The organism is Enterobacter sp. SST3 (genome assembly GCF_000286655.1).
Lineage (GTDB): Bacteria > Pseudomonadota > Gammaproteobacteria > Enterobacterales > Enterobacteriaceae > Enterobacter > Enterobacter roggenkampii.
Map to the genome: position 1 here is coordinate 34345 of NZ_ALNS01000014.1, position 24170 is coordinate 58514.

General features: G+C 58.1%; 24 protein-coding genes. 12 read left to right on the forward strand and 12 right to left on the reverse strand.

The window, feature by feature from the left end; genetic code table 11:
* Positions 1 to 99: 99 nt before the first annotated feature.
* Both cstA and B498_RS12950 read left to right on the forward strand, forming a co-directional pair.
* Complete coding sequence (cstA, locus tag B498_RS12955; protein ID WP_008500996.1) at positions 100 to 2205, forward strand: pyruvate/proton symporter CstA; 2106 nt, start codon at positions 100 to 102, stop codon at positions 2203 to 2205.
* A gap of 60 nt (positions 2206 to 2265) precedes the next feature.
* A complete protein-coding gene (locus tag B498_RS12950; RefSeq protein WP_006809671.1) occupies positions 2266 to 2463 on the forward strand; it encodes a YbdD/YjiX family protein in 198 nt (65 codons plus the stop codon).
* Here B498_RS12950 and B498_RS12945 read toward each other — a convergent pair.
* The 4 genes from B498_RS12945 to B498_RS12930 all read right to left on the reverse strand — a co-directional run bounded on the left by B498_RS12945 (position 2460) and on the right by B498_RS12930 (position 5214).
* Positions 2460 to 2864, reverse strand: coding sequence for a helix-turn-helix domain-containing protein (locus tag B498_RS12945; RefSeq protein WP_008500997.1), 405 nt, complete (start codon positions 2862 to 2864; stop codon positions 2460 to 2462). The genes B498_RS12950 and B498_RS12945 overlap by 4 nt on opposite strands.
* Positions 2845 to 3141 carry a type II toxin-antitoxin system RelE family toxin gene (locus B498_RS12940; RefSeq protein ID WP_008500998.1) on the reverse strand — a complete coding sequence of 99 codons (297 nt, stop codon included), beginning with the start codon at positions 3139 to 3141 and terminating at the stop codon, positions 2845 to 2847. The genes B498_RS12945 and B498_RS12940 overlap by 20 nt, the downstream gene beginning before the upstream one ends.
* A 183-nt stretch (positions 3142 to 3324) precedes the next feature.
* Positions 3325 to 4068 carry an SDR family NAD(P)-dependent oxidoreductase gene (locus B498_RS12935; RefSeq protein WP_008500999.1) on the reverse strand — a complete coding sequence of 248 codons (744 nt, stop codon included), beginning with the start codon at positions 4066 to 4068 and terminating at the stop codon, positions 3325 to 3327.
* Positions 4069 to 4125: 57 nt separating this feature from the next.
* Positions 4126 to 5214, reverse strand: coding sequence for an oxidoreductase (locus tag B498_RS12930; protein ID WP_008501000.1), 1089 nt, complete (start codon positions 5212 to 5214; stop codon positions 4126 to 4128).
* Positions 5215 to 5373: 159 nt separating this feature from the next.
* On the opposite strand from B498_RS12930, the gene B498_RS12925 reads away from it, so the two are divergent.
* The 4 genes from B498_RS12925 to B498_RS12910 all read left to right on the forward strand — a co-directional run bounded on the left by B498_RS12925 (position 5374) and on the right by B498_RS12910 (position 10277).
* Positions 5374 to 6876 carry a sugar ABC transporter ATP-binding protein gene (locus B498_RS12925; RefSeq protein ID WP_008501001.1) on the forward strand — a complete coding sequence of 501 codons (1503 nt, stop codon included), beginning with the start codon at positions 5374 to 5376 and terminating at the stop codon, positions 6874 to 6876.
* Positions 6873 to 7868 (forward strand): ABC transporter permease, encoded by a 996-nt coding sequence (locus B498_RS12920; protein ID WP_008501002.1) that lies wholly within the window; start codon positions 6873 to 6875, stop codon positions 7866 to 7868. Before B498_RS12925 ends, B498_RS12920 begins: the two co-directional genes overlap by 4 nt.
* A gap of 19 nt (positions 7869 to 7887) precedes the next feature.
* Positions 7888 to 8952 carry a sugar ABC transporter substrate-binding protein gene (locus tag B498_RS12915; protein ID WP_008501003.1) on the forward strand — a complete coding sequence of 355 codons (1065 nt, stop codon included), beginning with the start codon at positions 7888 to 7890 and terminating at the stop codon, positions 8950 to 8952.
* Between the two features lie 83 nt (positions 8953 to 9035).
* Positions 9036 to 10277, forward strand: coding sequence for an LVIVD repeat-containing protein (locus B498_RS12910; protein ID WP_008501004.1), 1242 nt, complete (start codon positions 9036 to 9038; stop codon positions 10275 to 10277).
* Between the two features lie 86 nt (positions 10278 to 10363).
* Here the strand turns inward: B498_RS12910 and mtnK are convergent, their stop codons facing one another.
* A complete protein-coding gene (gene mtnK / locus B498_RS12905) occupies positions 10364 to 11563 on the reverse strand; it encodes an S-methyl-5-thioribose kinase (RefSeq protein ID WP_008501005.1) in 1200 nt (399 codons plus the stop codon).
* Positions 11564 to 11667: 104 nt separating this feature from the next.
* Between mtnK and mtnA the strand changes: the two genes are divergently transcribed.
* Positions 11668 to 12684, forward strand: coding sequence for an S-methyl-5-thioribose-1-phosphate isomerase (gene mtnA, locus B498_RS12900; RefSeq protein WP_008501006.1), 1017 nt, complete (start codon positions 11668 to 11670; stop codon positions 12682 to 12684).
* Positions 12685 to 12726: 42 nt separating this feature from the next.
* On the forward strand, positions 12727 to 13197 hold the full coding sequence (locus tag B498_RS12895; protein WP_008501007.1) for an SRPBCC family protein: 471 nt from the start codon (positions 12727 to 12729) through the stop codon (positions 13195 to 13197).
* Positions 13198 to 13250: 53 nt separating this feature from the next.
* Here the strand turns inward: B498_RS12895 and B498_RS12890 are convergent, their stop codons facing one another.
* Genes B498_RS12890 through B498_RS12880 form a run of 3 tightly spaced genes read right to left on the reverse strand, consistent with a single transcriptional unit; the run spans position 13251 to position 15090 of the window.
* A complete protein-coding gene (locus tag B498_RS12890) occupies positions 13251 to 13793 on the reverse strand; it encodes a 1,2-dihydroxy-3-keto-5-methylthiopentene dioxygenase (protein WP_008501008.1) in 543 nt (180 codons plus the stop codon).
* On the reverse strand, positions 13790 to 14479 hold the full coding sequence (mtnC, locus tag B498_RS12885; RefSeq protein ID WP_008501009.1) for an acireductone synthase: 690 nt from the start codon (positions 14477 to 14479) through the stop codon (positions 13790 to 13792). Before mtnC ends, B498_RS12890 begins: the two co-directional genes overlap by 4 nt.
* Positions 14476 to 15090, reverse strand: a complete 615-nt coding sequence (locus B498_RS12880) for a methylthioribulose 1-phosphate dehydratase (protein ID WP_008501010.1) — start codon at positions 15088 to 15090, stop codon at positions 14476 to 14478. Before B498_RS12880 ends, mtnC begins: the two co-directional genes overlap by 4 nt.
* A 123-nt stretch (positions 15091 to 15213) precedes the next feature.
* Between B498_RS12880 and B498_RS12875 the strand changes: the two genes are divergently transcribed.
* Complete coding sequence (locus B498_RS12875) at positions 15214 to 16374, forward strand: pyridoxal phosphate-dependent aminotransferase (protein WP_008501011.1); 1161 nt, start codon at positions 15214 to 15216, stop codon at positions 16372 to 16374.
* Here the strand turns inward: B498_RS12875 and B498_RS12870 are convergent, their stop codons facing one another.
* From B498_RS12870 to citR, 3 genes are all read right to left on the reverse strand, one after another.
* A complete protein-coding gene (locus tag B498_RS12870) occupies positions 16375 to 17001 on the reverse strand; it encodes an IbrB-like domain-containing protein (RefSeq protein WP_008501012.1) in 627 nt (208 codons plus the stop codon).
* Entirely contained in the window at positions 16986 to 18209 is a 1224-nt protein-coding gene (locus tag B498_RS12865; protein WP_008501013.1) for a phosphoadenosine phosphosulfate reductase, read from the reverse strand. The genes B498_RS12870 and B498_RS12865 overlap by 16 nt, the downstream gene beginning before the upstream one ends.
* A gap of 157 nt (positions 18210 to 18366) precedes the next feature.
* The gene (gene citR / locus B498_RS12860) at positions 18367 to 19266 is read right to left on the reverse strand and encodes a DNA-binding transcriptional repressor CitR (RefSeq protein WP_008501014.1); all 900 of its coding nucleotides are present in this window, start codon (positions 19264 to 19266) and stop codon (positions 18367 to 18369) included.
* A gap of 675 nt (positions 19267 to 19941) precedes the next feature.
* On the opposite strand from citR, the gene ahpC reads away from it, so the two are divergent.
* A complete protein-coding gene (gene ahpC / locus B498_RS12855) occupies positions 19942 to 20505 on the forward strand; it encodes an alkyl hydroperoxide reductase subunit C (protein WP_008501015.1) in 564 nt (187 codons plus the stop codon).
* 187 nt (positions 20506 to 20692) lie between these two features.
* Positions 20693 to 22258 carry an alkyl hydroperoxide reductase subunit F gene (gene ahpF / locus B498_RS12850; protein ID WP_008501016.1) on the forward strand — a complete coding sequence of 522 codons (1566 nt, stop codon included), beginning with the start codon at positions 20693 to 20695 and terminating at the stop codon, positions 22256 to 22258.
* 61 nt (positions 22259 to 22319) lie between these two features.
* On the opposite strand, the gene uspG is transcribed toward ahpF, so the two are convergent.
* The gene (gene uspG, locus B498_RS12845; RefSeq protein WP_008501017.1) at positions 22320 to 22748 is read right to left on the reverse strand and encodes a universal stress protein UspG; all 429 of its coding nucleotides are present in this window, start codon (positions 22746 to 22748) and stop codon (positions 22320 to 22322) included.
* Between the two features lie 179 nt (positions 22749 to 22927).
* Between uspG and B498_RS12840 the strand changes: the two genes are divergently transcribed.
* On the forward strand, positions 22928 to 24166 hold the full coding sequence (locus B498_RS12840; protein ID WP_008501018.1) for a zinc-dependent alcohol dehydrogenase: 1239 nt from the start codon (positions 22928 to 22930) through the stop codon (positions 24164 to 24166).
* Positions 24167 to 24170: the final 4 nt, after the last annotated feature.

The following is a 24170-nucleotide window of genomic DNA, read 5'->3' on the forward strand; positions in this document are numbered from 1 at the left end:
TTGACCACGCATTATTGCGTTTCAAAGTTGTTAAATTTTTCCGGTTGTTCTAGAAACAAAATGTAACATCTCACTGTTTCACGACAACGGACAACAACTATGAACAACTCAGGGAAATACCTTACATGGGCAGGGCTCTCCGTTGTGGGAGCTTTTGCCCTGGGCTATATCGCCCTCAACCGGGGAGAGCAGATCAACGCGCTCTGGATCGTCGTTGCCTCGGTCTGCGTTTACCTGATCGCCTATCGTTTTTATGGCCGCTATATCGCCAAGAACGTCCTGGGCGTTGATGCAACGCGCATGACGCCTGCCGTCCGCCATAACGACGGTCTGGACTATGTGCCGACCGACAAGAAAGTGCTGTTCGGTCACCATTTTGCGGCGATTGCCGGGGCAGGCCCGCTGGTGGGGCCGGTGCTGGCGGCGCAGATGGGTTACCTGCCGGGTATGATCTGGATCCTCGCGGGCGTGGTGCTGGCGGGGGCGGTGCAGGACTTTATGGTGCTGTTCGTCTCTACCCGCCGCGACGGACGTTCGCTGGGTGAGCTGGTGAAAGAGGAGATGGGGGCCACTGCCGGGGTGATTGCGCTGGTGGCGACCTTTATGATCATGGTGATCATCCTCGCGGTGCTGGCGATGATTGTGGTGAAAGCGCTGACCCACAGCCCGTGGGGGACGTACACCGTTGCCTTTACCATTCCGCTGGCGCTGTTCATGGGGATCTACATCCGCTACCTGCGTCCGGGCCGCATTGGTGAAGTGTCGGTGATTGGCCTGGTATTCCTGGTGTTCGCCATTATCTCCGGCGGCTGGGTGGCGGAAAGCCCGACCTGGGCGCCGTTCTTTGACTTTACCGGCGTACAGCTGACCTGGATGCTGGTGGGCTACGGCTTTGTGGCGGCGGTGCTGCCGGTATGGCTCCTGCTGGCCCCGCGTGACTACCTCTCTACCTTCCTGAAAATCGGCACCATTGTCGGGCTGGCAATCGGTATTCTGATTATGCGCCCAACGCTGACCATGCCGGCGTTAACCAAATTTATCGACGGTACCGGCCCGGTCTGGACCGGCAATCTGTTCCCGTTCCTGTTTATTACCATCGCCTGCGGTGCGGTGTCGGGCTTCCACGCGCTGATCGCCTCCGGGACGACGCCGAAGATGCTGGCGAATGAAAATCAGGCCTGCCTGATTGGCTACGGCGGCATGCTGATGGAGTCCTTCGTGGCGATTATGGCGCTGGTATCCGCCTGTATTATCGACCCGGGCGTGTATTTCGCGATGAACAGCCCGATGGCGGTGCTGGCGCCTGCCGGAACCGTTGACGTGGTGGCATCCGCCGCGCAGGTGGTGAGCGGCTGGGGCTTTGCGATTACGCCTGAAACGTTGACGAGCATCGCCAGCGAAGTGGGCGAGCAGTCGATTATCTCCCGCGCGGGCGGGGCGCCGACGCTGGCGGTCGGCATGGCGTATATTCTCCACGGCGCGCTGGGCGGGCTGATGGACGTGTCGTTCTGGTATCACTTCGCCATTCTGTTCGAGGCGCTGTTTATCCTGACGGCGGTGGATGCAGGAACCCGTGCGGCGCGCTTTATGCTGCAGGATCTGCTGGGCGTCATCTCCCCGAACCTGAAGCGGACCGATTCGCTCCCGGCTAACCTGCTGGCGACGGCGCTGTGCGTGCTGGCGTGGGGCTATTTCCTGCATCAGGGCGTGGTCGATCCGCTGGGCGGGATCAACACCCTGTGGCCGCTGTTCGGCATCGCCAACCAGATGCTGGCGGGCATGGCGCTGATGCTCTGCGCGGTGGTGCTGTTCAAGATGAAGCGCCAGCGCTATGCGTGGGTGGCGCTGGTGCCGACCGCGTGGCTGCTGATCTGTACCCTGACGGCGGGCTGGCAGAAGGCCTTCAGCCCGGATAACAAGGTGGGCTTCCTGGCGATCGCCAACAAGTTCCAGGCGATGATCGACAGCGGCAAGATCCCGGCGCAGTACACCGAATCGCAGCTGTCGCAGCTGGTGTTTAACAACCGTCTGGACGCCGGGCTGACCATCTTCTTTATGGTGGTGGTCGTGGTGCTGGCGTTGTATTCTCTCAGGACCGCGCTGGCGGCATTGAAAGTCGACGCGCCAACGGCGAAAGAGACGCCGTATGAACCCATGCCTGAAAACCTGGAAGAGATTGTGACCCAGGCGAAAGGGGCGCACTAACCTTTGTGCCGGGTGGCGGCTTCGCCTTACCCGGCCTACATTCCCTGTGAGACCAAAACAATGTTCGACACCCTTTCCAAAGCAGGTAAGTACCTGGGCCAGGCCGCCAAAATGATGATTGGCGTGCCGGACTACGACAACTACGTCGAGCATATGCGCGTCAACCATCCGGACCAGACGCCAATGACCTACGAAGAATTTTTCCGTGACCGCCAGGACGCCCGCTACGGCGGCAAGGGCGGGGCGAAGTGCTGTTAACCCTCTTTCGGTAAATAGAGGCTGATTTGCTCCTGCTTGCAGCCATAAATTGCCGCCAGCTTTTCGCGGGTGCGCTTTTGCGGACGGGAGTCCAGCGCTTCAAGCTGTGATACGGCGGACTGGCTGATGCCGAGTTTCTCCGCCACCTCCTGCTGGGATAGCCCGCGCAGGATACGCCACGCGGCCTGCAGGCTGACGTTCTGCCAGGTCATGATGCTGCACACGTCTCCGGGCAACTCCACGTCATCCAGACTATCGTGTTCGACCTCAATATCCTCCAGATCGTCATCGGTTTCGTCGTCGATCTCTGCCATCTGTGAGCACATGCGGAAGTATTCGTGATAAGGAATAACCACATACTGCGTTTTACCGTTATCGTCCTTAATTAGCTGAACAGCCATAGGTGGCTTTCTCCTCATGCAGGTAAGTCGTTGAAGTTCTGCGCTTGATGGCTAAAACATAACAATGGTTATCGGGATCGTCCCGAAGCGTATAGATGATGCGGTAATCGCCAACGCGTAGCCGGAAATGATTTTCTGTCGCCGATATTTTTTTGATATCGGGCCGGGGTGCCGAGCGGTCATCCAGTTCGGCAAGCTTTACCTCAATGCGGCGTTGATACCGCTCGTCAATTCTGGAAAAAGCCTTTTTTGCACCATTAGACCAGACAATCTTCATCCGTACCTCCACTGTACGCCCGCACAAATTATAAGGAAATAATAAGACTATTAGATAAATTCCGAATTTCTTATGAGGTACTGTAGAGCGGACATAAAACGGAAGTAAGCGGTAAAAAGCGAAACATCGAGGCGGCTCGACAAGACCTCTGCCGGGCGACAGAGGCTTGCAGAAAAGGTGCGATCAGGCGTTCAACCCGCCGTCGACATCCAGCCCTGTGCCGGAGATCTGCCCGGCCGCCGGGCTGGCGAGGAAGGTGACCGCCGCCGCGATGTCTTCCGGCTGGCCGTAGTGGCCTACCGCGATCATCTGGCGCTGGGCTTCCGCCTGTTCGCCGTCCTCCGGGTTCATATCGCTGTTGGTCGGTCCGGGATGCACCAGGTTAACGGTTATGCCGCGCGGGCCCAGATCGCGCGCCAGGCCGCGGGTGAGGGAGTTAAGGGCAGACTTGGTCATCGAGTAAACGGCAATGCCCGGCATCGCCACGCGGTTTGCCAGACAGCTGCCGATGTTGATGATGCGCCCGCCGTCGGACATGTGCACCAGCGCTTCCTGAATGGCGATCACTACGCCGCGAATGTTGACGTTGATCAGCGCGTCGATGTCCGCCAGGGTCATGGACTCCAGCGGGCCGCCGCGCGCGATACCCGCGTTGTTGACCAGAATGTCCAGCCCGCCAAGGGAACGCGCTGCATGGGTGACGGCATCCTGAATCGCCTGCGCGCTGGCGCTGTCGGCCTGAATCGCTTCGCCGTGCCGCCCAAGCGCCTTAATTTCATCGGCGACCGCCTGGGCTTTATCGGCGGATTTTTCATACGTAATAACCACATCGGCACCGGCGCGTGCCAGCGACAGCGCGATAGCCCGACCCAATCCACGGCTGGCGCCGGTAACCAGCGCCTTTTTACCTGTTAAATCGATCTGCATGATGACCTCGTGACGAGAGTGGTGAGAATCATCATTAGGTATAGCCTGTCGGCGCGATTAACGGCTGAAGGATTCCACCTTCTCAAACGCGGCGCGCAGAACGTCGGGCGTTAACGTCACCGGCAGAGAGTGAATTGACTCCACCGGACGCAGGGTGTGGGCTATTACCTTATCCAGCTCGTCGCGGTTGTGAATATCGACGTCCAGCGCGCGAAGCGTGGTCGGCAGGTTAAAGCGCCGGTACGCCGCCACCAGCTGCGCCAGCACGTCGTCCTGGCCGAGCAGGGCGCTCTGAACCAGAATGCCGTAGGCCACCTTGGTGCCGTGCAGGTATTTTTCCGTCTGCGGCAGCACGGTTAAACCGTTGTGCACCGCATGCGCCGCCGCCACGCGGGTATAGCGCTCGCCCAGACCGCCGACCATCCCGCCGCCGGCGATAATCGCGTCCACCACGTCCCGGAACGCCTGCGTCTGTTCGCCGCGCTGCTGGTCGGCCAGCGCTTCCTCACTGTGCTCCAGCAGCACGTCGCGGATCGCCAGCGCGCCGTTAAGGCCAAGCCGCACGGTCAGCGGCAGGTTTTCAGGCTGCGGAGCAAGCACCACCGCTTCGTACCACTTCGCCAGCGTATCGCCGATACCCGCCAGCAGGTATTCCGCCGGGGCGTTGAGAACGATCTGCGGCTCCACCAGCACCAGGAAGTTGGCGTCATCGAAGATCTCAAACTGCAGCGCCTGACCGGCATCGTTGTACCAGACGGAGAGTGGCGTCCACGCCGCGCAGGTGGCGGCAATGGTGGGGATGCCCACGAACGGCACCCCCAGACGACGCGCCACGGCCTTGACCGTATCCAGCACCGCGCCGCCGCCGACGCCAATCACCACGCTGGCGTCGCTGCCGGATTCGTCCACCAGATGGGTGACGTCGCGCTCGCTGCAGTGGCCTTTAAAAAGCAGGCGTTTCGCCCCCGGCGCGTGAAAGCTCTCCGGCAGGAACGGGCGCGCGCCGTCGATAGCGCGCTCGCCGTAAATCCACACCGCGCGGGAAAGCTGCTCCGGGGTAAAGAAGTCATTCAGACGCGCAAGGCTTCCGGAATGGGAGAAGTAGTTCGCCGGGCCAGGCACGACGCGGATATCGGTGTTGCTCATGGTGTTGTCCTTTTTTAGCAAGCGCTAACCCGATGTTATGTCTGGACATCCGGATGGCTAATAATATTTCGCTTTAACTTATGCCTTTTCCGTCGTTGTCAGTCAACCGGAGCTGTGAAAAATTCGATAAATCAGAAGAGTTATGAAGGATTTACGCGGATGGTTTCCAGTCGCCTTGAGATGCGCGGTATCAGCCTGGCCTTTTCCGGCTTTCAGGCGCTGTCGCGCGTGAACTTCACCTTAACCGGCGGATCGGTACATGCGCTGACCGGCGCCAACGGCGCGGGGAAATCGACGCTGATGGCGGTGCTGTGCGGAACGCACGACCACTATGAGGGCGAAATCTGCATTAATAACCAGCCGGTAAGCATCCGCGAGCCGCTGGACGCCAAACGGCTGGGCATCCACCTCGTGCAGCAGGAGGTGGACGTGGCCCTGATCCCGGGATTAAGCATCGCCGAGAACATCATGCTCGACCAGCTGGCGCAGCCGGGGCATCGCTTCAGCTGGCGCGCCGTCCGCCAGCAGGCGAGACAGGCGCTGGCGCAGCTGGATGTTTCTCTGGACGTTCGCCGCTCCATCGACAGCTGCACGCTTGCCGAAAAGCAGCAGATTTTGCTGGCGCGCGCCCTGTCACACCACTGCCGTTTTCTCATTCTTGATGAGCCCACCGCGCCGCTGGACGCGCACGAGAGCGAGCGCCTGTTTGCGGTGGTGAGACGGTTAAAGCAGCAGGGCATCGGCGTGGTGTTTATCTCCCACCGCATTCACGAGCTGAAGGCCATCTGCGACACCCTGACGGTGCTCCGCGACGGCAAGCTGATTGAGTCCGGCCCGATGGCCGATCTGAGCGGCGAAGCGATCGTCGAGAAGATGCTCGGCCACGTGCTGAGCGATATCTATCCGCCCGCGCGGCCGCCGCACGGCGACGAAACGCTGCTGCGGGTAGAAGGGCTGCACGACGACGCGCTGCTGAAAGATATCTCTCTGCACCTGCGCAAGGGCGAAATTCTCGGCATTGCCGGGCTGGCGGGCGCGGGCAAAACAGAACTCTGTAAGGCGCTGTTTGGCGCCAGTAAAAGCCGCGTCGCGCGCGGTGAGCTGAATCAACAGCCCTGGCAGCCGCGCGACCCGGCGGACTCGGTGCTGCGCGGCCTGGCGCTGGTGCCGGAAGAGCGGCGCAAAGAGGGCATTTTTATCGACGAGCCGGTGAGCATGAACCTTGCCGTGTGCGCCGATAGCAGCTTCTCGCGCTGGAGCCTGTTCGGCCATCGTCAGGCGTGGCGCTGGGCGGAGGAGGTGATCGCTCGCGTCGGCGTGCGCGCCCGCGGACCCGGGCAGGTTTTGCGACGTCTCTCCGGCGGCAATCAGCAGAAGATCGCCATCGGCAAGTGGCTGCGAAATGACGCGAGCGTGCTGATCTTCGACGAGCCGACCAAAGGCGTGGACGTGAAGGCCAAAACCGATCTGTTCCAGCTGATCGACGGCCTGGCGCGCGAGGGCAAAGGGGTGATTTACGCCTCGGGCGAATTTGCCGAACTGGTCGGGCTGTGCGACCGCATCTGCGTCCTGTGGGACGGGCGCATCGTGGCGGAAATCGCCGGGGCCGAGGCCCGTGAAGAGACACTACTTTATTATTCAACCGGAGGAACGGCGTCGTGAGCAAGGCCCTTTCAGTAAACGCGACGGCGTCTGGCCGTCAGCAGATTTTCGATTTTCTCTACAAGTGGGGCATGTTGCTGACCGTCGTCGCGCTGGTGGCCGTCTTTGGCCTGGCGTCGGACAGCTTCCTCGATCCCAACAACATCATCAATATCCTGCGCTCGATTGCCATCGTGACGGTGATTGCCATCGGCGTGTCGATATCGCTGACCATTGGCGGGTTCGATCTCTCCGTAGGATCGACCGCGTCGCTGGCGAACGCGCTGGTGATTTCGCTTTTCGTCTGGCACGGCTTCGGCACCACCGAGTCGATTCTTATCACCCTTGCGCTCTGCACGCTGGTGGGGCTGTTTAACGCCTTTCTGATCGTTATCCTGCGCATTCCGGACATGCTCGCGACGCTGGCCAGCCTGTTTGTGATCCAGGGCGTGGCGATGACCTACAGCTACGGCGGGTCGATTACCGAGAACATGGTGCTGCCGAGCGGCGACATGGCGGAAGGCACCATCCCTGCGGCGTTCAGCCTGCTGGGGCAGGTGCCGACTATCGTGATCGTCATGCTGGTGGTGACGGTTCTGGCGCAGCTGGGGCTGTCGCTCACCACTCACGGTCGTCGGATGTACGCCATTGGCGGTAACCCGGAAGCGGCGCGCCTCTCGGGGATTCGCACCACCCGCTACAAGGTGGCGGCCTACGTGATTGCCTCCCTGCTGGCGGGACTGGGCGGGATTTTGCTGGCCTCGCGCATTGGCTCGTCGCAGGTGAACGCGGGCGGCGGTTATCTGATGGATGCGGTGGCGGCGGCGTGGATCGGCTTCTCGCTGGCCGGGTCCGGCAAGCCGAATGCGCTGGGGACCCTGGTCGGGGCGGTGATTCTCGGCGTGCTGTCGAACGGGCTGGTGATGCTCTCCGTGCCGTATTACGCCATGGACATTATAAAAGGGCTGGTGCTCGCGGTAGCGCTGGCGATTACCTACATACAAAAACGCTGACAACACAACGGGATAAAAAATGAAAAAGATTGCACTCTCTTTGGTGGCATTAGGGTTATTCACCGCTCTGCCTGGCTTCGCGGCCACGCCCGCACCGCTCCCGGCGGCCATTGCCAACCACGACGGCCCCATTCGCATCGCGGTGATCCGTAACCTCGGCTCAGACGACAACACCACGCAGTTTATTGCCGGGGCCATTCAGGAAGGGAAGAAGCTTGGCTTTAAGGTCAGCACCTTTTTAAGCAACGGGGACGACGCCAAATTCCAGGACTTCGTGAACCAGGCCATCAGCCAGAAGTACGACGGGATAATCCTGTCTCAGGGCCGCGATCCGTACTCCACCGCGCTGGTGAAGAAGGCGGTGGACGCCGGAATTAAGGTTGCCGTGTTTGATACCGCCGTCAACGGCGAGATTCCAGGCGTGACCGTTACCCAACAGGACGATGCCTCTCTGACGAATCTCTCCTTCGGCCAGCTGGCGAAAGATTTCAACGGCAAGGCCCATATCGTCAAGCTGTGGGTAGCGGGCTTCCCGCCGATGGAGCGTCGTCAGGCGGCGTATAAAGAGCTGCAAAAACAGTACCCGGACATCAAAGAACTGGAGTCTATCGGCGCGGTCTCCTCTGACGTGCAGGGCGACACCGCCAACAAGGTGGGGGCGATCCTGGCGAAATACCCGAAAGGTAAAATCGACGCCATCTGGGGAACCTGGGACGCCTTCAGCCAGGGCGCGTATAAGGCGCTGAAAGAGAACGGCCGTACCGAGATCAAGCTCTACAGCATCGACATCTCCAACCAGGATCTGCAGCTGATGCGCGAGCCGGGCAGCCCATGGAAGGTGAGTGTGGCGGTGGATACGAAGCTGATTGGCGCGACCAACGTGCGTCTGGTGGCGAACAAGATTGCCGGGGAAGCCACGCCTGCGACCTACGATTTTAAGGCTGCCGCTATTCCGCAGGCGCTGCTGACCGCCCAGCCGGGTGCGGTGAACGTGGCGTCGCTGGGGAAAATCATTCCGGGTTGGGGCCAGACGGAAGATTTTATCGCGCCGTGGTTTGCGACGCTGGAAGCCAGGTCAAAATAATGCCCGGTGGCGCTTCGCTTACCGGGCCTACGGTTTGGTAGGCCGGGTAAGGCGCAGCCGCCACCCGGCGAAAGGAGCTCAAGGTGACTCATTTACCCCCTCCCGAATACAGCCGCAACATGCGGCTGATTGGCCATAGCGATCAGGGTGGTCGCCCGGACGGCGTGCAACTGATGGTGCACCGCGGTTTCGCTTATATCGGCCATATGGTGTCGCAGGGCTTTTCGATTGTCGACGTGCGCGATCCGAAAAACCCGAAAGCGGCGGGCTACGTGCCCGCGCCGCCCGGCACCTGGAACGTGCATCTGCAGGCGCATGATGACCTGCTGCTGGTCATCAACGCCAGGGATCTTTTTGCCGATGCCCGCTTTGCCGACGAGAAGGTCTACTACACCCGCCAGGTGGGCGAGACTGTCCGCGACGTGCAGGACAAAGGCTGGAGCGCCGGGCTGCGCGTGTTTGATATCTCCACGCCGGACAGGCCGCGCGAAATCGGCTTTCTGTCGCTGAGCGGGATTGGCATTCACCGCATCTGGTACGTCGGTGGCCGCTGGGCGTACGTGTCGGCGCTGATCGACGGTTTTACCGACTACATCTTTCTGACGATTGATCTGGCCGACCCGCGTAAGCCTGAGGTGGCAGGGCGCTGGTGGCTGCCGGGGATGAACCAGGCCGAAGGTGAACAGCCGAACTGGCCGGAAGGGAAACGCTACGCGCTCCACCATGCGATTATTGCCGGCGATACCGCGTACGGCAGCTGGCGCGACGGCGGCCTGACGCTGCTGGACGTGAAGGATCGTACCCGTCCTAAGCTCATTAGCCACCGTAACTGGAGTCCGCCGTTTGGCGGCGGCACGCACACCGCGCTGCCGCTGCCGGACCGCGATCTGCTGGTGGTGCTGGATGAAGCGGTGCTCGACAACCAGGAGGACGGGGAGAAGCTCATCTGGCTGTTTGATATCCGCGAGCCGTCGAACCCGGTAAGCATCTCTACCTTCCCACAGCCGGACGAAACTGACTACGTGGCGAAAGGGGCGCATTTCGGGCCGCACAACCTGCACGAGAACCGGCCGGGGAGCTTTGTCAGCTCCACGCTGATTTTTGCCACGTATCAGAATGCGGGCGTGCGCGCGTATGACATTTCCAATCCGTATCGTCCGGTTGAAACGGGGGCGCTGGTGCCTGCCGCGCCGGCGAAAATGATGGATACCCGCCCGAATCGCCCGCAGGTGATCCAGTCGTGTGACGTGTTTGTGGATGCGCAGGGAATTATTTACAGCACGGACTATAACGGTGGGCTGTCGGTGATTGAGTATTTGGGGTGAGTTTTGCCGGGTGGCGGCTTCGCCTTACCCGGCCTACATTTTGCAGCCGTAGGCCCGGTAAGCGCAGCGCCACCGGGCAAACGTTCTCAACTGTACTGCCGCACCCGCGCCACCAGATCTTCCGCGCTGTCGATACGGTCGGCAATCACGATCAGCGCCTTGCCGAGCATTATCGCGTGGCGAAGGCATTCGTGGCGCATCGCCTCGTCCTGAATGGTGTCGATATCCGCGACGTGGGAAAGCCCAACGCTGCGGCGAATGAGTTCGGTGCCGCAGAAGCCGATGGCGTCATGCCAGACCTTTTTCAGGAACGCGGAGGCATAGCCCGGCGCGCTGAGCGCCGCGTCGCGCGTTTTCTCGTGCGCCAGCGCCTGGAAGCGTTCCGCGAAGGTGTTCCACAGCTCCTGAATATCGGTCAGGCGCTGCTCGCGCGCGGCGGCGGCATCGCGAATGCCCAGGTGCCCCGGCAGGCCGCAGAAGTTGAGCAGCAGGTTGCCGATGGCGGTGCCGATATCAAATCCCATCGGGCCAAAATAGCCGAACTCGGCGTCGATGGCCTTCAGGCTGCCGTCGGCCACAAAAATCGAGCCGCTGTGAATGTCTCCGTGCAGCAGGGCTTCAGCCTGAGAAAAGAAACGGTGCTTGAGGGCGGCCACGGCAATTTTCAGCTGGGCGTCGTCGCGCAGCGCGGCGACGTCATTTTCCAGCTCGGCAGGGTAGTTATTGCGCTCATGAACCTGGTACGGATCGTTGAAGAACAGATCTTCGGTGATCTCGCACATCTCCGGGTTGATAAATTTCGCCACCTGCGCTTTTTTCTCGTGCGGGTGCAGGTAGAAATCGCTGGTGTGGAACAGCGCGTGCGCGAGGTATTCACCCAGCTGACGCGCCGCCTGCTGGTAATAATTATTTTTGATCAGCTCGCCGCGCCAGATGCGATGGCTGGAGAGATCTTCCATCACCATTACCGCCAGTTCCGGGTCAAAGTGGTGGATTTTCACGGTGTGCTGCGGGCTGTGCCGGTAGTGCTCGACCAGCGTTTGCGCCTCCAGACGGGCGCGGTCCAGCGTCAGCGGCCAGGACTCGCCGACGCAGCGCACGTAGGGCAGCGCCTGCTTGACGATGATGCGGCTCACGCCCGCGCTGTCGAAAATTTTAAACACCAGATTGAGGTTGCCGTCGCCTACCTCCTGCGCCTCCACCAGCGATGAAGGATCGTCAAGGCCGCCAAACTGCCTGGCATATTCCACGGCGTCCTGAGCGGTAAAGGTTCGGTATTGCGACATGGCCTGCTCCTCACGGGTTTGCTAATAAAGACATGTAGACGTCTATACATCTGGATTTCATCCTGACACAATGTGCTACAACAACGCAACAGGGAATTAACGACATGCAGACATTACAGACGACCAGCCTGCGGGTAGCGGATAATCAGCTCTTTATTCTCGACCAGCAGGCCCTTCCGCAGGAGAAACGCTGGCTGGATGCCTCAACGGTAGAGGCGCTGGTGGGGCATATTCACGCCCTGCGGGTGCGCGGCGCGCCGCTGATCGGTCTCTCTGCAAGCCTGCTGCTGGCGCTGCTGGCCGAAAACGGCAAAAGCCGTGACGAGCTGGCGGTTGCGCTGGAAACCCTGCGCGCCTCCCGGCCGACGGCGGTGAACCTGATGAACAACCTCGACCGCATGAAGCGGGCGCTGTGGCAGGAAGATTTTGTTCCGGCGCTGGTGGCCGAAGCGCTGCGCCTGATTGACGAAGACAAACGACTTTGCGATGCGATTGCCAGCGCGGGCAGCGCGCTGGTGAAGCCCGGCAGCCGTCTGCTGACCCACTGCAACACCGGCGGGCTGGCAACGGCGGGGGTCGGTACGGCGCTGGGCGTGATTGCACGCGCGCACCAGGAAGGCAACGTCAGCAACGTCTGGGTGGATGAAACCCGTCCGCTGCTGCAGGGAGGCAGGCTGACCGCATGGGAACTTGGCGAACTGGGCGTGCCGTATCAGCTGATTACCGATTCCATGGCCGCCAGCCTGATGGCGAAAGGGCAGGTGGACGCCGTGTGGGTGGGCGCAGACCGCATTGCGGCCAACGGTGACGTGGCGAACAAAATCGGCACCTACTCTCTGGCGGTGCTGGCAAAATTCCACGGCATTCCGTTCTACGTGGCCGCCCCGCAAACGACCCTCGACCCGGACTGCCCGAACGGCGACGCGATCCCGATTGAGCAGCGCGCCGCCAGCGAGGTGACGGGCGTCGCCGGAAGCTTTGGCGCGGTGCAGTGGGCGCCGGAAAACGCGCAGGTCTATAATCCGGCGTTTGACGTGACCCCAGCCTCGCTGATTAGCGGCTGGGTGCTGGATACGGGAGTGGTCACGCCGGAAGAGGTTGCGGAAGGGAAATTTGCCTGAGTCCGGCTATCCTTTAAGGGGCTCCCTTAAGAGGACAACACCGTGACGCTCGACCCTGAAACAGACTTAAAACTGGAGCGCGTAGTGGACGCACCGCGCGACCTCCTGTGGCTCTGCTGGACTACGCCCGAACACATCAAACACTTCTTCATCCCTGCACCGCATAAGGTGCTCGACTGCGATCTCGATCTGCGCGTGGGCGGGCGGTTCAACACCGTGTTTGAGGTGGACGGCCAGCGGATGGATAACCGGGGCGTGTTTCTTGAAATCGACCCGGCGAAAAAGCTGGTCTTTACCGACGGCTATACCGAAGGCTGGAAACCGGCCGAGAAGCCGTTTATGACGGCAATTTTGCTGCTGGAAGACGTCGGGGAGGGCAAAACCCGCTATACGGCGATTGCGCGCCACCCCACGAAGGAAATCCGCGAGCAGCATGAACAGATGGGATTTCACGAAGGGTGGGGGATTGTGCTGGATCAGCTGGTGGGTTATGTGAAAAGGCTTAACGCTTAGTGCGGGCTGGTGCCCTCACCCCGACCCTCTCCCACAGGGAGAGGGAGAAAAGATCAGGCCAGGCGTGGATACGCATCCGCTATTGCGTCACCGGTAAACTGGGCCACCCAGCCTTCCGGGTTATCGAAAATACGAATGGCGGTAAAGTTCGGCTCTGAGCCCATATCAAACCAGTGCGGCGTGCCCGCGGGCACGGAGATCAGGTCGTTTTTCTCGCACAAGACCTGATATACCTCATCGCCGATGTGCAGGCAGAACAAGCCCGCGCCTTCCACGAAAAAGCGTACTTCGTCTTCGCCGTGGGTGTGTTCGTTCAGGAACTTCGCGCGCAGCGCGTCTTTCTGCGGATTGTCGGCGCGCAGGCTGATCACGTCCCAGCTCTGGTAACCCTTCTCTGCGACCAGCTTGTCGATCGCATGTTGATACGCCGCGATCACGGCTTCAGGTGCGGGATCGTGTCCTAAATCGCGATCCGCCGCCCAGCGTTCAAACCGTACGCCTTTCGCGTTGAGCTGTTGGGCGATCTCGGCGGCGTCGGTGCTGTGCCACTGGTGTTGACTGGCGTCTTTGTCGGAATAAATGGTCAATGCGCTCATGAAGGGATCTGCTCCGGGTTAATCTCGTCAAACTGGTGGACCTGATGGTGGTGGCTTGCGCCGTCATCATCGCCGCGAATCAGCTGCAGGGTACGAAAGCCTGCCTGTTCAGCCGCGTCCAGCTCCTGATGAATATCGGAGAGGAACAGGATCTGCGACGGGGCGATGCCCGTTTGTGCCGCAATGTTCTGATAAGACTGCACCTCGCGCTTGGCGCCGATGTGGGTGTCGAAATAGCCGCTGAACAGATGAGTAATATCACCTTCGTCGCTGTAGCCAAATAACAGTTTCTGCGCGGCGACGGAGCCAGAGGAATAAACATAGAGATCAATCCCTTGCGCTTTCCATTTTTCCAGCGCCGGGAGCACGTCCGGGTAGAGATGGCCGGTAAAGTCGCCGTTAACGTAGCCGTCGTGCCAGATGATCCCCTGCAGCGCTTTAAGTGCCGTGGATTTACGGTCTTCATCCATAAAGGCAAACAGGGCGTCGATAAGTTCGCTGACGCTGGCGTGTGGGTTAGCGATTTCATCACGCAGGTTGTCCAGAATGGATTTCACCGGCTCGGCGTACTGCTGCGCGGTCACGAAGGCCGCCAGCCGCTCACGCGCGTAGGGGAACAAAACATCATGGACAAAACGAATATCGCTGGTGGTCCCTTCAATATCCGTCACAATCGCGCGAATCATACTCTCTCCAGTTGTCGTAAACGCATTTCGCATTCAAATAAGAACTCTAATCCTTCCAGATGACGCCGGGCTTCGGCCACGTCGCGTCCCCAGCAGGTTAAGCCATGACCGCGCAGAAGAAAACCATAATTAAGCGGCCGTTCCTGGGCGTAATGAGCGATTCGTGAGGCGAGGGCGTCGATATCCTGGTCGTTATCAAAGACCGGGATTGCCACCGTATCCAGATGCGTGGTTTGTCCGGTGAGGGATTTTTGCATCTCAAAGCCGCTGATGGTGAGCTCGGCCTCTTTGACCAGACGCGACAGCACCGTGGCGTTAACCGTGTGAACGTGCAGCACGGCGTTGGCTTCCGGGAACAGGCGATAAATCAGCGTGTGCAGACCGGTCTCCGCCGACGGTTTGCGACCGGACGGCGCGCGGTTGGTGGCGATCTCCACCTGCAGAAAGTCATCGGTTGTGAGGCTACCTTTGTCTTTGCCGGATTCGCTGAGCCAGCAGAGATGTTCGTCCTGACGCACCGACATGTTACCGCCGGTAGCGGGCGCCCAGCCTTTGGCACCGATCCAGCGGCAGGCGTCGACCAGATGCGTGAGTTGCAGGTTGTCTGTCATTTTCCTTTTACCCTCTCGGCCAGGAATATTCATATGGTTTAGACGTCTAAGCGTCTTGATTGCCAAAGACTAACATCGTGTTATAGTGGCAGCAACATAAGTATTACAAGCAGGCACAACACAATGAGCATTAACGCCTTGATTCCGCGAAGTAAACTTCCTAACCTCGGTACTACCATCTTTACGCAGATGAGCGCCCTGGCGCAGCAGCACAACGCCATTAACCTTTCTCAGGGGTTCCCGGATTTCGACGGCCCGGCTTATCTGCAGGCGCGTCTGGCGTATCACGTGGCGCAGGGGGCGAATCAGTATGCGCCGATGACGGGCGTGCAGGCGCTGCGGGAAGCGATTGCCGACAAAACGGCGGAACTGTATGGCCATAAGCCCGATGCGAACACCGACATAACGGTGACGGCAGGGGCAACCGAAGCGCTGTATGCGGCCATCACCGCACTGGTGCGCGCGGGGGATGAAGTCATCTGCTTTGATCCGAGCTACGACAGCTATGCGCCTGCGGTTGAACTCTCCGGCGGCGTGATGAAACGCGTGGCGCTCCAGCCGCCGCATTTCCGCCCTGACTGGCAGGCGTTTGCTGCGCTGCTGAGTGACAAAACCCGTCTGGTGATCCTGAATACGCCGCATAACCCGTCGGCGACGGTGTGGCAAAAAGCCGATTTTGCCGCGCTGTGGCAGGCTATCGCCGAACGGGAAATTTACGTCCTGAGCGATGAAGTCTACGAGCACATCTGCTTTGCTGAGGAAGGGCATGTCAGCGTGCTGGCCCATCCGCAGCTTCGCGAGCGTGCAATCGCCGTCTCTTCGTTTGGTAAGACCTACCATATGACCGGCTGGAAGGTAGGGTACTGCGTGGCCCCGGCGGCCATCAGCGCTGAGCTGCGCAAAGTGCATCAGTACCTGACGTTTGCCGTGAACACGCCAGCTCAGCTGGCGCTGGCGGATATGCTGCGCGCGGAACCCGCGCATTACCGCGAGCTGCCGCACTTCTATCGTGAACGTCGGGATCTGTTTGTGGCGGCGCTGAGCCAAAGCCGCCTGGAAATTTTGCCGTCTGAAGGAACCTATTTCCTGCTCGCCGACTACAGCGCGATTTCCGATCTGGACGACGTTAGCTTTTGCCAGTGGCTGACGAAAGAGGTCGGCGTGGCCGCCATTCCATTGTCGGTGTTCTGCGCCGATCCCTTCCCGCACAAGCTGATCCGCCTGTGCTTTGCGAAGCAGGAATCGACGCTGCTGGCGGCGGCGGAGCGTTTGAACATGCTCTGATTATTTCACCGTCCACGCTTCTGAGTAACGGCGGTCTGCAAACAGCTCCAGCAGACCGTTGATTTGCTTGAGGCGCAGCACCTCATCGCTGTCCATGCCCAGCTCTTTGCCTATTCGCTCATCATTCCAGCCGAGCTGTGCCAGTTCGCGCACGATATCTGACATGGCGTTGATTTGATGCCGACCCCGCGCCCGATTGTGGCGAATCGTGGCGGCCATACGGTCATGTTTATCCTGCCGGTGCTGGCGCAGGCAGGTGACGGGGAGATATCCCCTGAGCTGACGCTTTAACGCCGCCCGACTTTTGCCGATTTCGTGGCGATGAAAGCCATCCACAATTTCGTAGTGATGGGCTTCACTTTCCGTCACAACAATAGGTTGGGTGAATCCATCGAGTTCGAGCGACTTGCTGAGCAGCCGTTTTTCCGGAGGGGCAACGTTATTGGGGTTGTAGTCGTTAGCGATAATCGCGTCCTGTTTGATCCAGAGAACGCAGTCTATCGGTTGCTCGCGAAAAGGGCTGTTTTTATGGATCGCTTCGCGAAAGGCATTGATGGCGTTAATCCTATCCTCCTCGGAAAGTGACTGAAGGTACGTTTCGATATCGGTAATTATTCTTTGTCGCATAAAATGCCCCACTCCTTGCGCTTCGCCTTCACTCGTTCGCTGTAGCGCTGATAATGTTTAGGTTTATTCGGGCTGAACGACAGCGCCCTGCACCAGTAGTCATTATTAAGTAAAACCTTACAAATACGGCGCCATGAGGGGATGTCTTTGGCGCCGATATCGCCGTCCTGCGTCTCGGGGATATCCGGCATGCCTCTCTTCTGATACCAGTGCAGATAGATCGCGATTTTATTGCGGTAATGCTCAGCCGTGTTTTGCGGCATGCTGTTCAGCAGGAGCATGGCGTAGTCGCGCCAGCCGAGGTGATCGGGTTTGAGGATTTTCCGGTGGCCATAAAAGTGGTTGTCCTGCCCGGCGTAGAAGCCGCCGCTGCGCACGCCGCTGACGCGCTCGCACATGGCGGCCCAGCGCTCGGGCTCGAGAACGTGATAGAGCCAGAGTCCCTGGCGCTGTTCCGGGCCGAAGGGCTCGCAGATGCGCATATAGCGCGGCGGGACGCCCGCCTGAAACATGAGGTTGTAGAGCGGGTTATAGCTGCTTCCGGATTTTGCAAACCATGTCCAGATGTCTGCGGTTTTCCAGTCGTAAAGAGGATAGACGTACCACGCGTGCCCGCCGGGCGCGGTGGTTGTCCAGGGCTTATCATCCGCGAAGCGATGCTTGCGGTTGTTGGCGATGGTCAAAAATCGGTTATAGGATTCATCGGCGCGAATGCCCACCAGCATGGCTGCCGGACGGTGCAGGGCAAACCAGTCGGAAAACGAGCGGACAAAGGCTTCAAAGGTCATTCCCGTCTGGTAAAAATCAAAATAATCCGCAGCGGTGATGGCGCCTTCCGGCGGCTGGCGCACCCAGCGCACGTCCGGCGCCCAGCATTGCCATTCAGGCTGATACTGTGAGAGGGAATTTTGCGTGGTTAGCGGAAGCGCCACCCAGTAAAAGTGCTCGATGACGTCCCGGTAGCCTTCGCGCAGCGCATTAACGTGCTCAATGGTGCAGGAGAACTGTGCTTCCCAGTCAATAAAAAGCACGCTGATTTTTCGTTTTTGCGCCCGGGCCATTTGCGCGGTGAGATGCAGCATGACGGTGGAGTTTTTGCCACCGGAGAAGGAGACGCAGATGCGGGAAAAGGTGGCGAACGTCCAGGCGATGCGCTCCTGCGCGGCCTCCAGCACGTTAAGCTGCAGGGGATATTTATACAGTGACATGTTCAATCTCTTCCTGAGTATGACTGTCGGGGGCTTTTATTTACGCTGATAAACCATGAATAGTAAAGATATTAAGGAGAAACCGGAAGAATAAGATCTTCCATTAAAGGATTTGTTGCCCGAATGTAATTAAAAAGTATTCAGGCGATATCGCAAGTTATTCCACTTCGATTTTTTCAATGAATTGCGTAAACACGCTGCTGTTTAACGCCGAGCGATTGTAAAGCATGTAAACATCTACTTGAGGAATCGCAAAAGGCAAGGAAATGCTCTTCAGGTTGAGATGGTCTTTATATCGTTCAAACAATATTGTTGGTACAAAGCCTATTAAATCACTCACGCCAATAATATTCATAATCGAAAGCAGTGAGTCACTGCGGAAACAGACGTTGCGTTCCGGAAGGAGAATGTTTGACTGCAGCTGGAACTCTTTTATGCCATTCTCCTGACTGCGCATCAGCGTGAATTTTTCCTGGCTGAGTTCCTCAATCGTTGCGCTATCGCCGAGGCGGGGGTGATCTTTGCTGCACGCCAACAGCATTGCTAACTTCATAAAGCGGGTACAGACGATAGAGCGACTGTTAACGGGAGCAAAGCTAAACACCAGGTCGGCCTTGCGGTAGGCGAGCAAATCCTCGGCTGACTCAGGAGATAAGAGCACATCATTATGTTCTATGTCGTAATTTTCGTCTGCAAGCAGAGAGCTTAGCAGGCTGCCGAAGCGCCCATGGGCCACAATCTGCGGGCAGTAGATGACAAAGCTCTTTTTGATCTGCGCGTTATTCAGGATATTAATGGTTTGCTCAATGCTATTAAGGTTTTCTTCCAGATGGTGATGCAAATTGATCCCCACCGTCGTCGGGGTAATGCCTTTACCCGAACGAATAAAAAGCGGGTCATTCAGTTGCGCGCGCAGGCGTTGCAGGGACTGGCTCACTGCTGAGGGCGTGATATAGAGTGTTTCCGCTGCCTTGCTAATGCTAAGGTGCTGATAAATGCACTCAAAAATGACTAACAGATTAAGATCGAATTTTTTAAGGTCGTAAAGATTTGCCATAAATCATCCTGAGTGTGTTGTTGTCATCACATTACTGATAACTATAGTTCGAAGTTAATCATTTACAATCCTTGTGATTAACCTACTTAATTTGTTTTAAATACGAGCTTAATATATCACGAGGCTGGATTATTGAAATAGAACTTCAGCCGTTATTAAGATATTTTTATCTTTAAAACTTGCGGCGTTGTTCTCAAATAACCATTATTGGTTATACATTCGCTGTGACTCATTATTGTCACTTTCGTTCTGGCCACCAGGCAGACCACTTATTGCAACTCATTCTCATTATTAAGCCTCTCGTTGAGTCAGGCAGACACGGAGGCTATTCGGTAAAACCTATCACAGCCATAGGGCGGAATGCCGGCGTGACGCATTGCCCAAACTGAAAACCGGTGCTGTAATCAAACCGCTGTTACGGCCTGAAATAAGGTATGTAGAGCGCAACGCAACGCCAGCCCAGGCTGGCACTGAAAGTTCCTGTGGAAAGTTCAGGTATCAGGGCCGCCCACCAGGGCGGCCTTTTTACGTTCAGGCTTTCCGTTAGTTCCGTTCACAAGGTTGTCTTGTTGGCGTTGTAAGGTTTGGCTGATTGATTTGATAAAGCATACGCATTAGCCCCGATGGATAAAGTTGGTTACCTTACATCTCAACGAAAACACGGAGGAAGTACAGATGTCTTTGATTAACACTAAAATTAAACCTTTCAAAAACCAGGCGTTCAAAAACGGTGAGTTCATCGAAGTAACCGAGAAAGATACCGAAGGTCGCTGGAGCGTCTTCTTCTTCTATCCGGCTGACTTCACCTTCGTTTGCCCGACCGAACTGGGCGACGTGGCTGACCATTACGACGAACTGCAGAAGCTGGGCGTAGACGTTTACTCTGTGTCTACCGATACCCACTTCACCCACAAAGCATGGCACAGCAGCTCTGAAACCATCGCCAAAATCAAATACGCGATGATCGGTGACCCGACTGGCGCCCTGACCCGTAACTTCGACAACATGCGTGAAGATGAAGGCCTGGCTGACCGTGCGACCTTCGTTGTTGATCCGCAGGGCATTATCCAGGCTATCGAAGTTACCGCTGAAGGTATCGGCCGTGATGCGTCTGACCTGCTGCGTAAAGTAAAAGCAGCGCAGTATGTTGCTTCTCACCCAGGCGAAGTGTGCCCGGCTAAATGGAAAGAAGGCGAAGCAACGCTGGCGCCATCTTTAGACCTGGTCGGCAAGATCTAAGTCTGTAAAGCCTGGCGGCGCTGCGTTTGCACGGGCCTACAGTATCGTAGGCCGGGTAAACGACGTGCCACCCGGCAATCAATGGGCGCACCCGCGCCCATTTCATTCCAGCACCATGATGCAAGTTGCATTCAGGCCGCCCGTATAAGGCAGCTTGCATGATGACGTTTTAAGAGAGGGAAGAACCATGCTCGACACCACGATGAAAACCCAGCTCAAGGCCTACCTTGAGAAACTGACCAAACCCGTTGAGCTGATTGCCACGCTGGACGACAGCGCGAAATCGGCAGAGATCAAGGAACTGCTGGCAGAGATCGCTGAACTGTCACCAAAAGTGACCTTCAAAGAGGATAACTCGCTTAACGTCCGTAAGCCGTCTTTCCTGATCACTAACCCAGGCTCTGAGCTGGGGCCGCGTTTTGCCGGCTCACCGCTGGGGCACGAGTTTACCTCGCTGGTGCTGGCGCTGCTGTGGACCGGCGGTCATCCGTCGAAAGAGGCGCAGGCGCTGCTGGAGCAGATCCGCGATATCGACGGTGATTTTGAGTTTGAAACCTATTACTCGCTCTCCTGCCACAACTGTCCTGACGTGGTGCAGGCGCTGAACCTGATGTCGGTCCTCAACCCGCGCATCAAACACACGGCAATTGATGGCGGTACCTTCCAGAATGAAATCACCGATCGCAACGTGATGGGCGTTCCGGCGGTGTATCTGAACGGTCAGGAATTCGGCCAGGGCCGTATGACGCTGACGGAAATCGTCGCCAAAGTGGATACCGGTGCCGAAAAACGTGCCGCAGAAGCGCTGAACAAACGCGATGCTTACGACGTGCTGATTGTCGGTTCCGGCCCTGCGGGGGCGGCGGCGGCAGTATACTCCGCACGTAAAGGTATCCGTACCGGCCTGATGGGTGAACGTTTTGGTGGCCAGGTACTGGATACCGTGGACATTGAAAACTATATCTCCGTGCCGAAAACCGAAGGCCAGAAGCTGGCCGGCGCGCTGAAGGCGCACGTCAGCGATTACGACGTGGATGTGATCGACAGCCAGAGCGCCAGCAGGCTGGTACCTGCTGCGGTTGAGGGTGGTTTACACCAGATTGAAACCGCCTCCGGCGCGGTGCTGAAAGCGCGCAGCATCATCATTGCCACCGGTGCGAAATGGCGCAACATGAACGTGCCGGGCGAAGATCAGTATCGCACCAAAGGCGTGACCTATTGCCCGCACTGCGACGGCCCGCTGTTTAAAGGTAAGCGCGTGGCGGTGATCGGCGGCGGAAACTCCGGCGTGGAAGCGGCGATCGACCTGGCGGGGATTGTTGAACACGTAACCCTGCTGGAGTTCGCGCCAGACATGAAGGCCGACCAGGTTCTGCAGGATAAAGTGCGCAGCCTGAAAAACGTCGACATCGTGCTGAACGCGCAGACCACGGAAGTGAAGGGCGACGGCAGCAAGGTCACCGGTCTGGAATACCGCGACCGCGTGAGCGGCGACGTGCACAGCGTGCAGCTTTCAGGGATCTTCGTGCAGATTGGTCTGCTGCCAAATACCACCTGGCTGGAAGGGGCGATTGAGCGCAACCGCATGGGCGAAATCATCATCGATGCCAAGTGTGAAACCAGCGTGAAAGGCGTGTTTGCGGCCGGCGACTGCACCACCGTGCCGTACAAACAGATTATTATCGCCACGGGCGAAGGGGCGAAGGCGTCTCTGAGTTCGTTCGACTACCTGATTCGCACCAAAACCGCATAAGAAAAGAAAGTAAGGCTACACCTGCAATAGCGAGAGGCCACCGAAAGGTGGCCTCTTTTTTTTATCTGACGACCATCACCGGTATATGGGTGTGGCGGATGACGCTGGAGGCGTTAGAGCCCAGCAGATGCGTGGTAATGGACGGGTTACGCGAACCGATAACCACCACGTCTGCCTTCAGTTCGGTCGCCAGTTCATTTACCGCATCGCGTACGCTGCCGAATCTGACGTGTGTTTTGATCCGTGAAGGGTCGATGCTGAAGTGGCTGACCATGGTTTGCAGGCGATTTTCCGCTTCGTGCTGCAAATGTTCCTCGAAGCGACGCACATCGGCGGCAAAGCGGTGCAGGCTCAGGCTGGCGGAGCCTGGCAGCACGTGTAGCAGATGGATGACACCGTCCTGCTGCGCCAGAAACTCCGCGTGGCGTACGGCCTTGTCGCTCAGCTCCATTTCAAAAACATCAACCGGCATAATGATTCTCTGATACATACCCGTTTCTCCTTGTTTATAACGCTGTACTCATTCAACCACAAAATAGTCATGGTTTCTGTAAGCGCTCCGTCAGTTTTCTTATCTTGCCAGGATAAATCTCAAAAGACCCGTATTCACAGGCAGACCTTCAGGGGTAGCTACCCTTATACACTTACCCGGAACCTTTCGGAGGTCGCATGAAAGCACTTACGTATCACGGTCCACACCATGTTCGCGTCGAGAATGTCCCCGACCCCATCATCGAACAGCCCGACGATATTATTCTGCGCGTCACGGCCACGGCTATCTGCGGCTCCGATTTGCATCTCTACCGCGGAAAGATACCGAAGGTGCAGCACGGCGATATTTTTGGCCATGAGTTTATGGGGGAAATCGTCGAGTGCGGCGCAGAGGTGAAGAATTTGCAAAAGGGCGATCGCGTGGTGATCCCCTTTGTTATCGCCTGCGGGGACTGTTTCTTCTGTCGCCTCCAGCAGTATGCGGCCTGTGAGAATACCAACGCCGGGCAGGGTGCCGCACTGAACAAAAAGCAAATTCCCGCACCTGCGGCGCTGTTTGGCTATAGCCACCTCTACGGCGGCGTGCCGGGCGGGCAGGCGGAATACGTTCGCGTGCCGAAGGGTAACGTCGGACCGTTTAAAGTCCCGCAGCTTCTTTCTGATGATAAAGCGCTGTTCCTGTCCGACATTTTGCCCACGGCCTGGCAGGCGGCAAAAAATGCGCAGATTGAAAAAGGCTCAAGCGTAGCCGTTTTCGGCGCCGGGCCGGTGGGGCTACTGACCATTGCCTGTGCGCGGCTGCTGGGGGCTGAGCAGATTTTTGTTATCGATCACCATCCCTACCGGTTGCGATTTGCCGAGGCGCGCTATGGCGCTATCCCCATCAACTTTGATGATGACAACGACGCGGCGGAAAAAATCATCGAACAGACCGCGGGCCAGCGCGGCGTTGACGCCGTGATTGATGCGGTCGGGTTTGAAGCGAAAGGCAGCACCACGGAAACGATCCTCAGCAATCTTAAAATCGAAGGCAGCAGCGGCAAAGCGTTGCGTCAGTGCATTGCTGCCGTGCGTCGCGGCGGGGTGGTCAGCGTACCCGGCGTATACGCAGGGTTTATCCATGGCTTCCTGTTTGGCGATGCCTTTGATAAGGGGCTGACGTTTAAGATGGGCCAGACGCACGTCCATGCCTGGCTGGGTGAACTGTTACCGCTGATCGAAAAAGGGCTGCTTACGCCGGAAGAGATCGTGACCCATTATCTCCCCCTTGCGGATGCGGAACGCGCCTATAAGATTTTCGAAAAACGGGAGGAGGAGTGCCGGAAGGTGATTCTGGTCCCGGGCGCAGAGACCCCCGAAGCCGCAGAGCAGACCGTTAAAGGGCTGGTGAATGCCTTCCCGGGCGGGGTTGCCTGAGAAT

Excerpts from the sequence above, each read along its gene's own strand:
- citR (WP_008501014.1), bottom strand. The coding sequence starts at position 19,266 with ATGGCAAATCTTTACGACCTTAAAAAATTCGATCTTAATCTGTTAGTC.
- B498_RS12865 (WP_008501013.1), bottom strand. The coding sequence starts at position 18,209 with ATGTCACTGTATAAATATCCCCTGCAGCTTAACGTGCTGGAGGCCGCG.
- B498_RS12875 (WP_008501011.1), top strand. The coding sequence starts at position 15,214 with ATGAGCATTAACGCCTTGATTCCGCGAAGTAAACTTCCTAACCTCGGT.
- B498_RS12940 (WP_008500998.1), bottom strand. The coding sequence starts at position 3,141 with ATGAAGATTGTCTGGTCTAATGGTGCAAAAAAGGCTTTTTCCAGAATT.
- cstA (WP_008500996.1), top strand. The coding sequence starts at position 100 with ATGAACAACTCAGGGAAATACCTTACATGGGCAGGGCTCTCCGTTGTG.
- B498_RS12935 (WP_008500999.1), bottom strand. The coding sequence starts at position 4,068 with ATGCAGATCGATTTAACAGGTAAAAAGGCGCTGGTTACCGGCGCCAGC.
- mtnA (WP_008501006.1), top strand. The coding sequence starts at position 11,668 with ATGCAGACATTACAGACGACCAGCCTGCGGGTAGCGGATAATCAGCTC.
- B498_RS12925 (WP_008501001.1), top strand. The coding sequence starts at position 5,374 with ATGGTTTCCAGTCGCCTTGAGATGCGCGGTATCAGCCTGGCCTTTTCC.
- mtnK (WP_008501005.1), bottom strand. The coding sequence starts at position 11,563 with ATGTCGCAATACCGAACCTTTACCGCTCAGGACGCCGTGGAATATGCC.
- B498_RS12915 (WP_008501003.1), top strand. The coding sequence starts at position 7,888 with ATGAAAAAGATTGCACTCTCTTTGGTGGCATTAGGGTTATTCACCGCT.
- mtnC (WP_008501009.1), bottom strand. The coding sequence starts at position 14,479 with ATGATTCGCGCGATTGTGACGGATATTGAAGGGACCACCAGCGATATT.
- B498_RS12890 (WP_008501008.1), bottom strand. The coding sequence starts at position 13,793 with ATGAGCGCATTGACCATTTATTCCGACAAAGACGCCAGTCAACACCAG.
- B498_RS12870 (WP_008501012.1), bottom strand. The coding sequence starts at position 17,001 with ATGCGACAAAGAATAATTACCGATATCGAAACGTACCTTCAGTCACTT.
- B498_RS12945 (WP_008500997.1), bottom strand. The coding sequence starts at position 2,864 with ATGGCTGTTCAGCTAATTAAGGACGATAACGGTAAAACGCAGTATGTG.
- B498_RS12880 (WP_008501010.1), bottom strand. The coding sequence starts at position 15,090 with ATGACAGACAACCTGCAACTCACGCATCTGGTCGACGCCTGCCGCTGG.
- B498_RS12840 (WP_008501018.1), top strand. The coding sequence starts at position 22,928 with ATGAAAGCACTTACGTATCACGGTCCACACCATGTTCGCGTCGAGAAT.
- B498_RS12950 (WP_006809671.1), top strand. The coding sequence starts at position 2,266 with ATGTTCGACACCCTTTCCAAAGCAGGTAAGTACCTGGGCCAGGCCGCC.
- uspG (WP_008501017.1), bottom strand. The coding sequence starts at position 22,748 with ATGTATCAGAGAATCATTATGCCGGTTGATGTTTTTGAAATGGAGCTG.
- B498_RS12930 (WP_008501000.1), bottom strand. The coding sequence starts at position 5,214 with ATGAGCAACACCGATATCCGCGTCGTGCCTGGCCCGGCGAACTACTTC.
- ahpC (WP_008501015.1), top strand. The coding sequence starts at position 19,942 with ATGTCTTTGATTAACACTAAAATTAAACCTTTCAAAAACCAGGCGTTC.
- ahpF (WP_008501016.1), top strand. The coding sequence starts at position 20,693 with ATGCTCGACACCACGATGAAAACCCAGCTCAAGGCCTACCTTGAGAAA.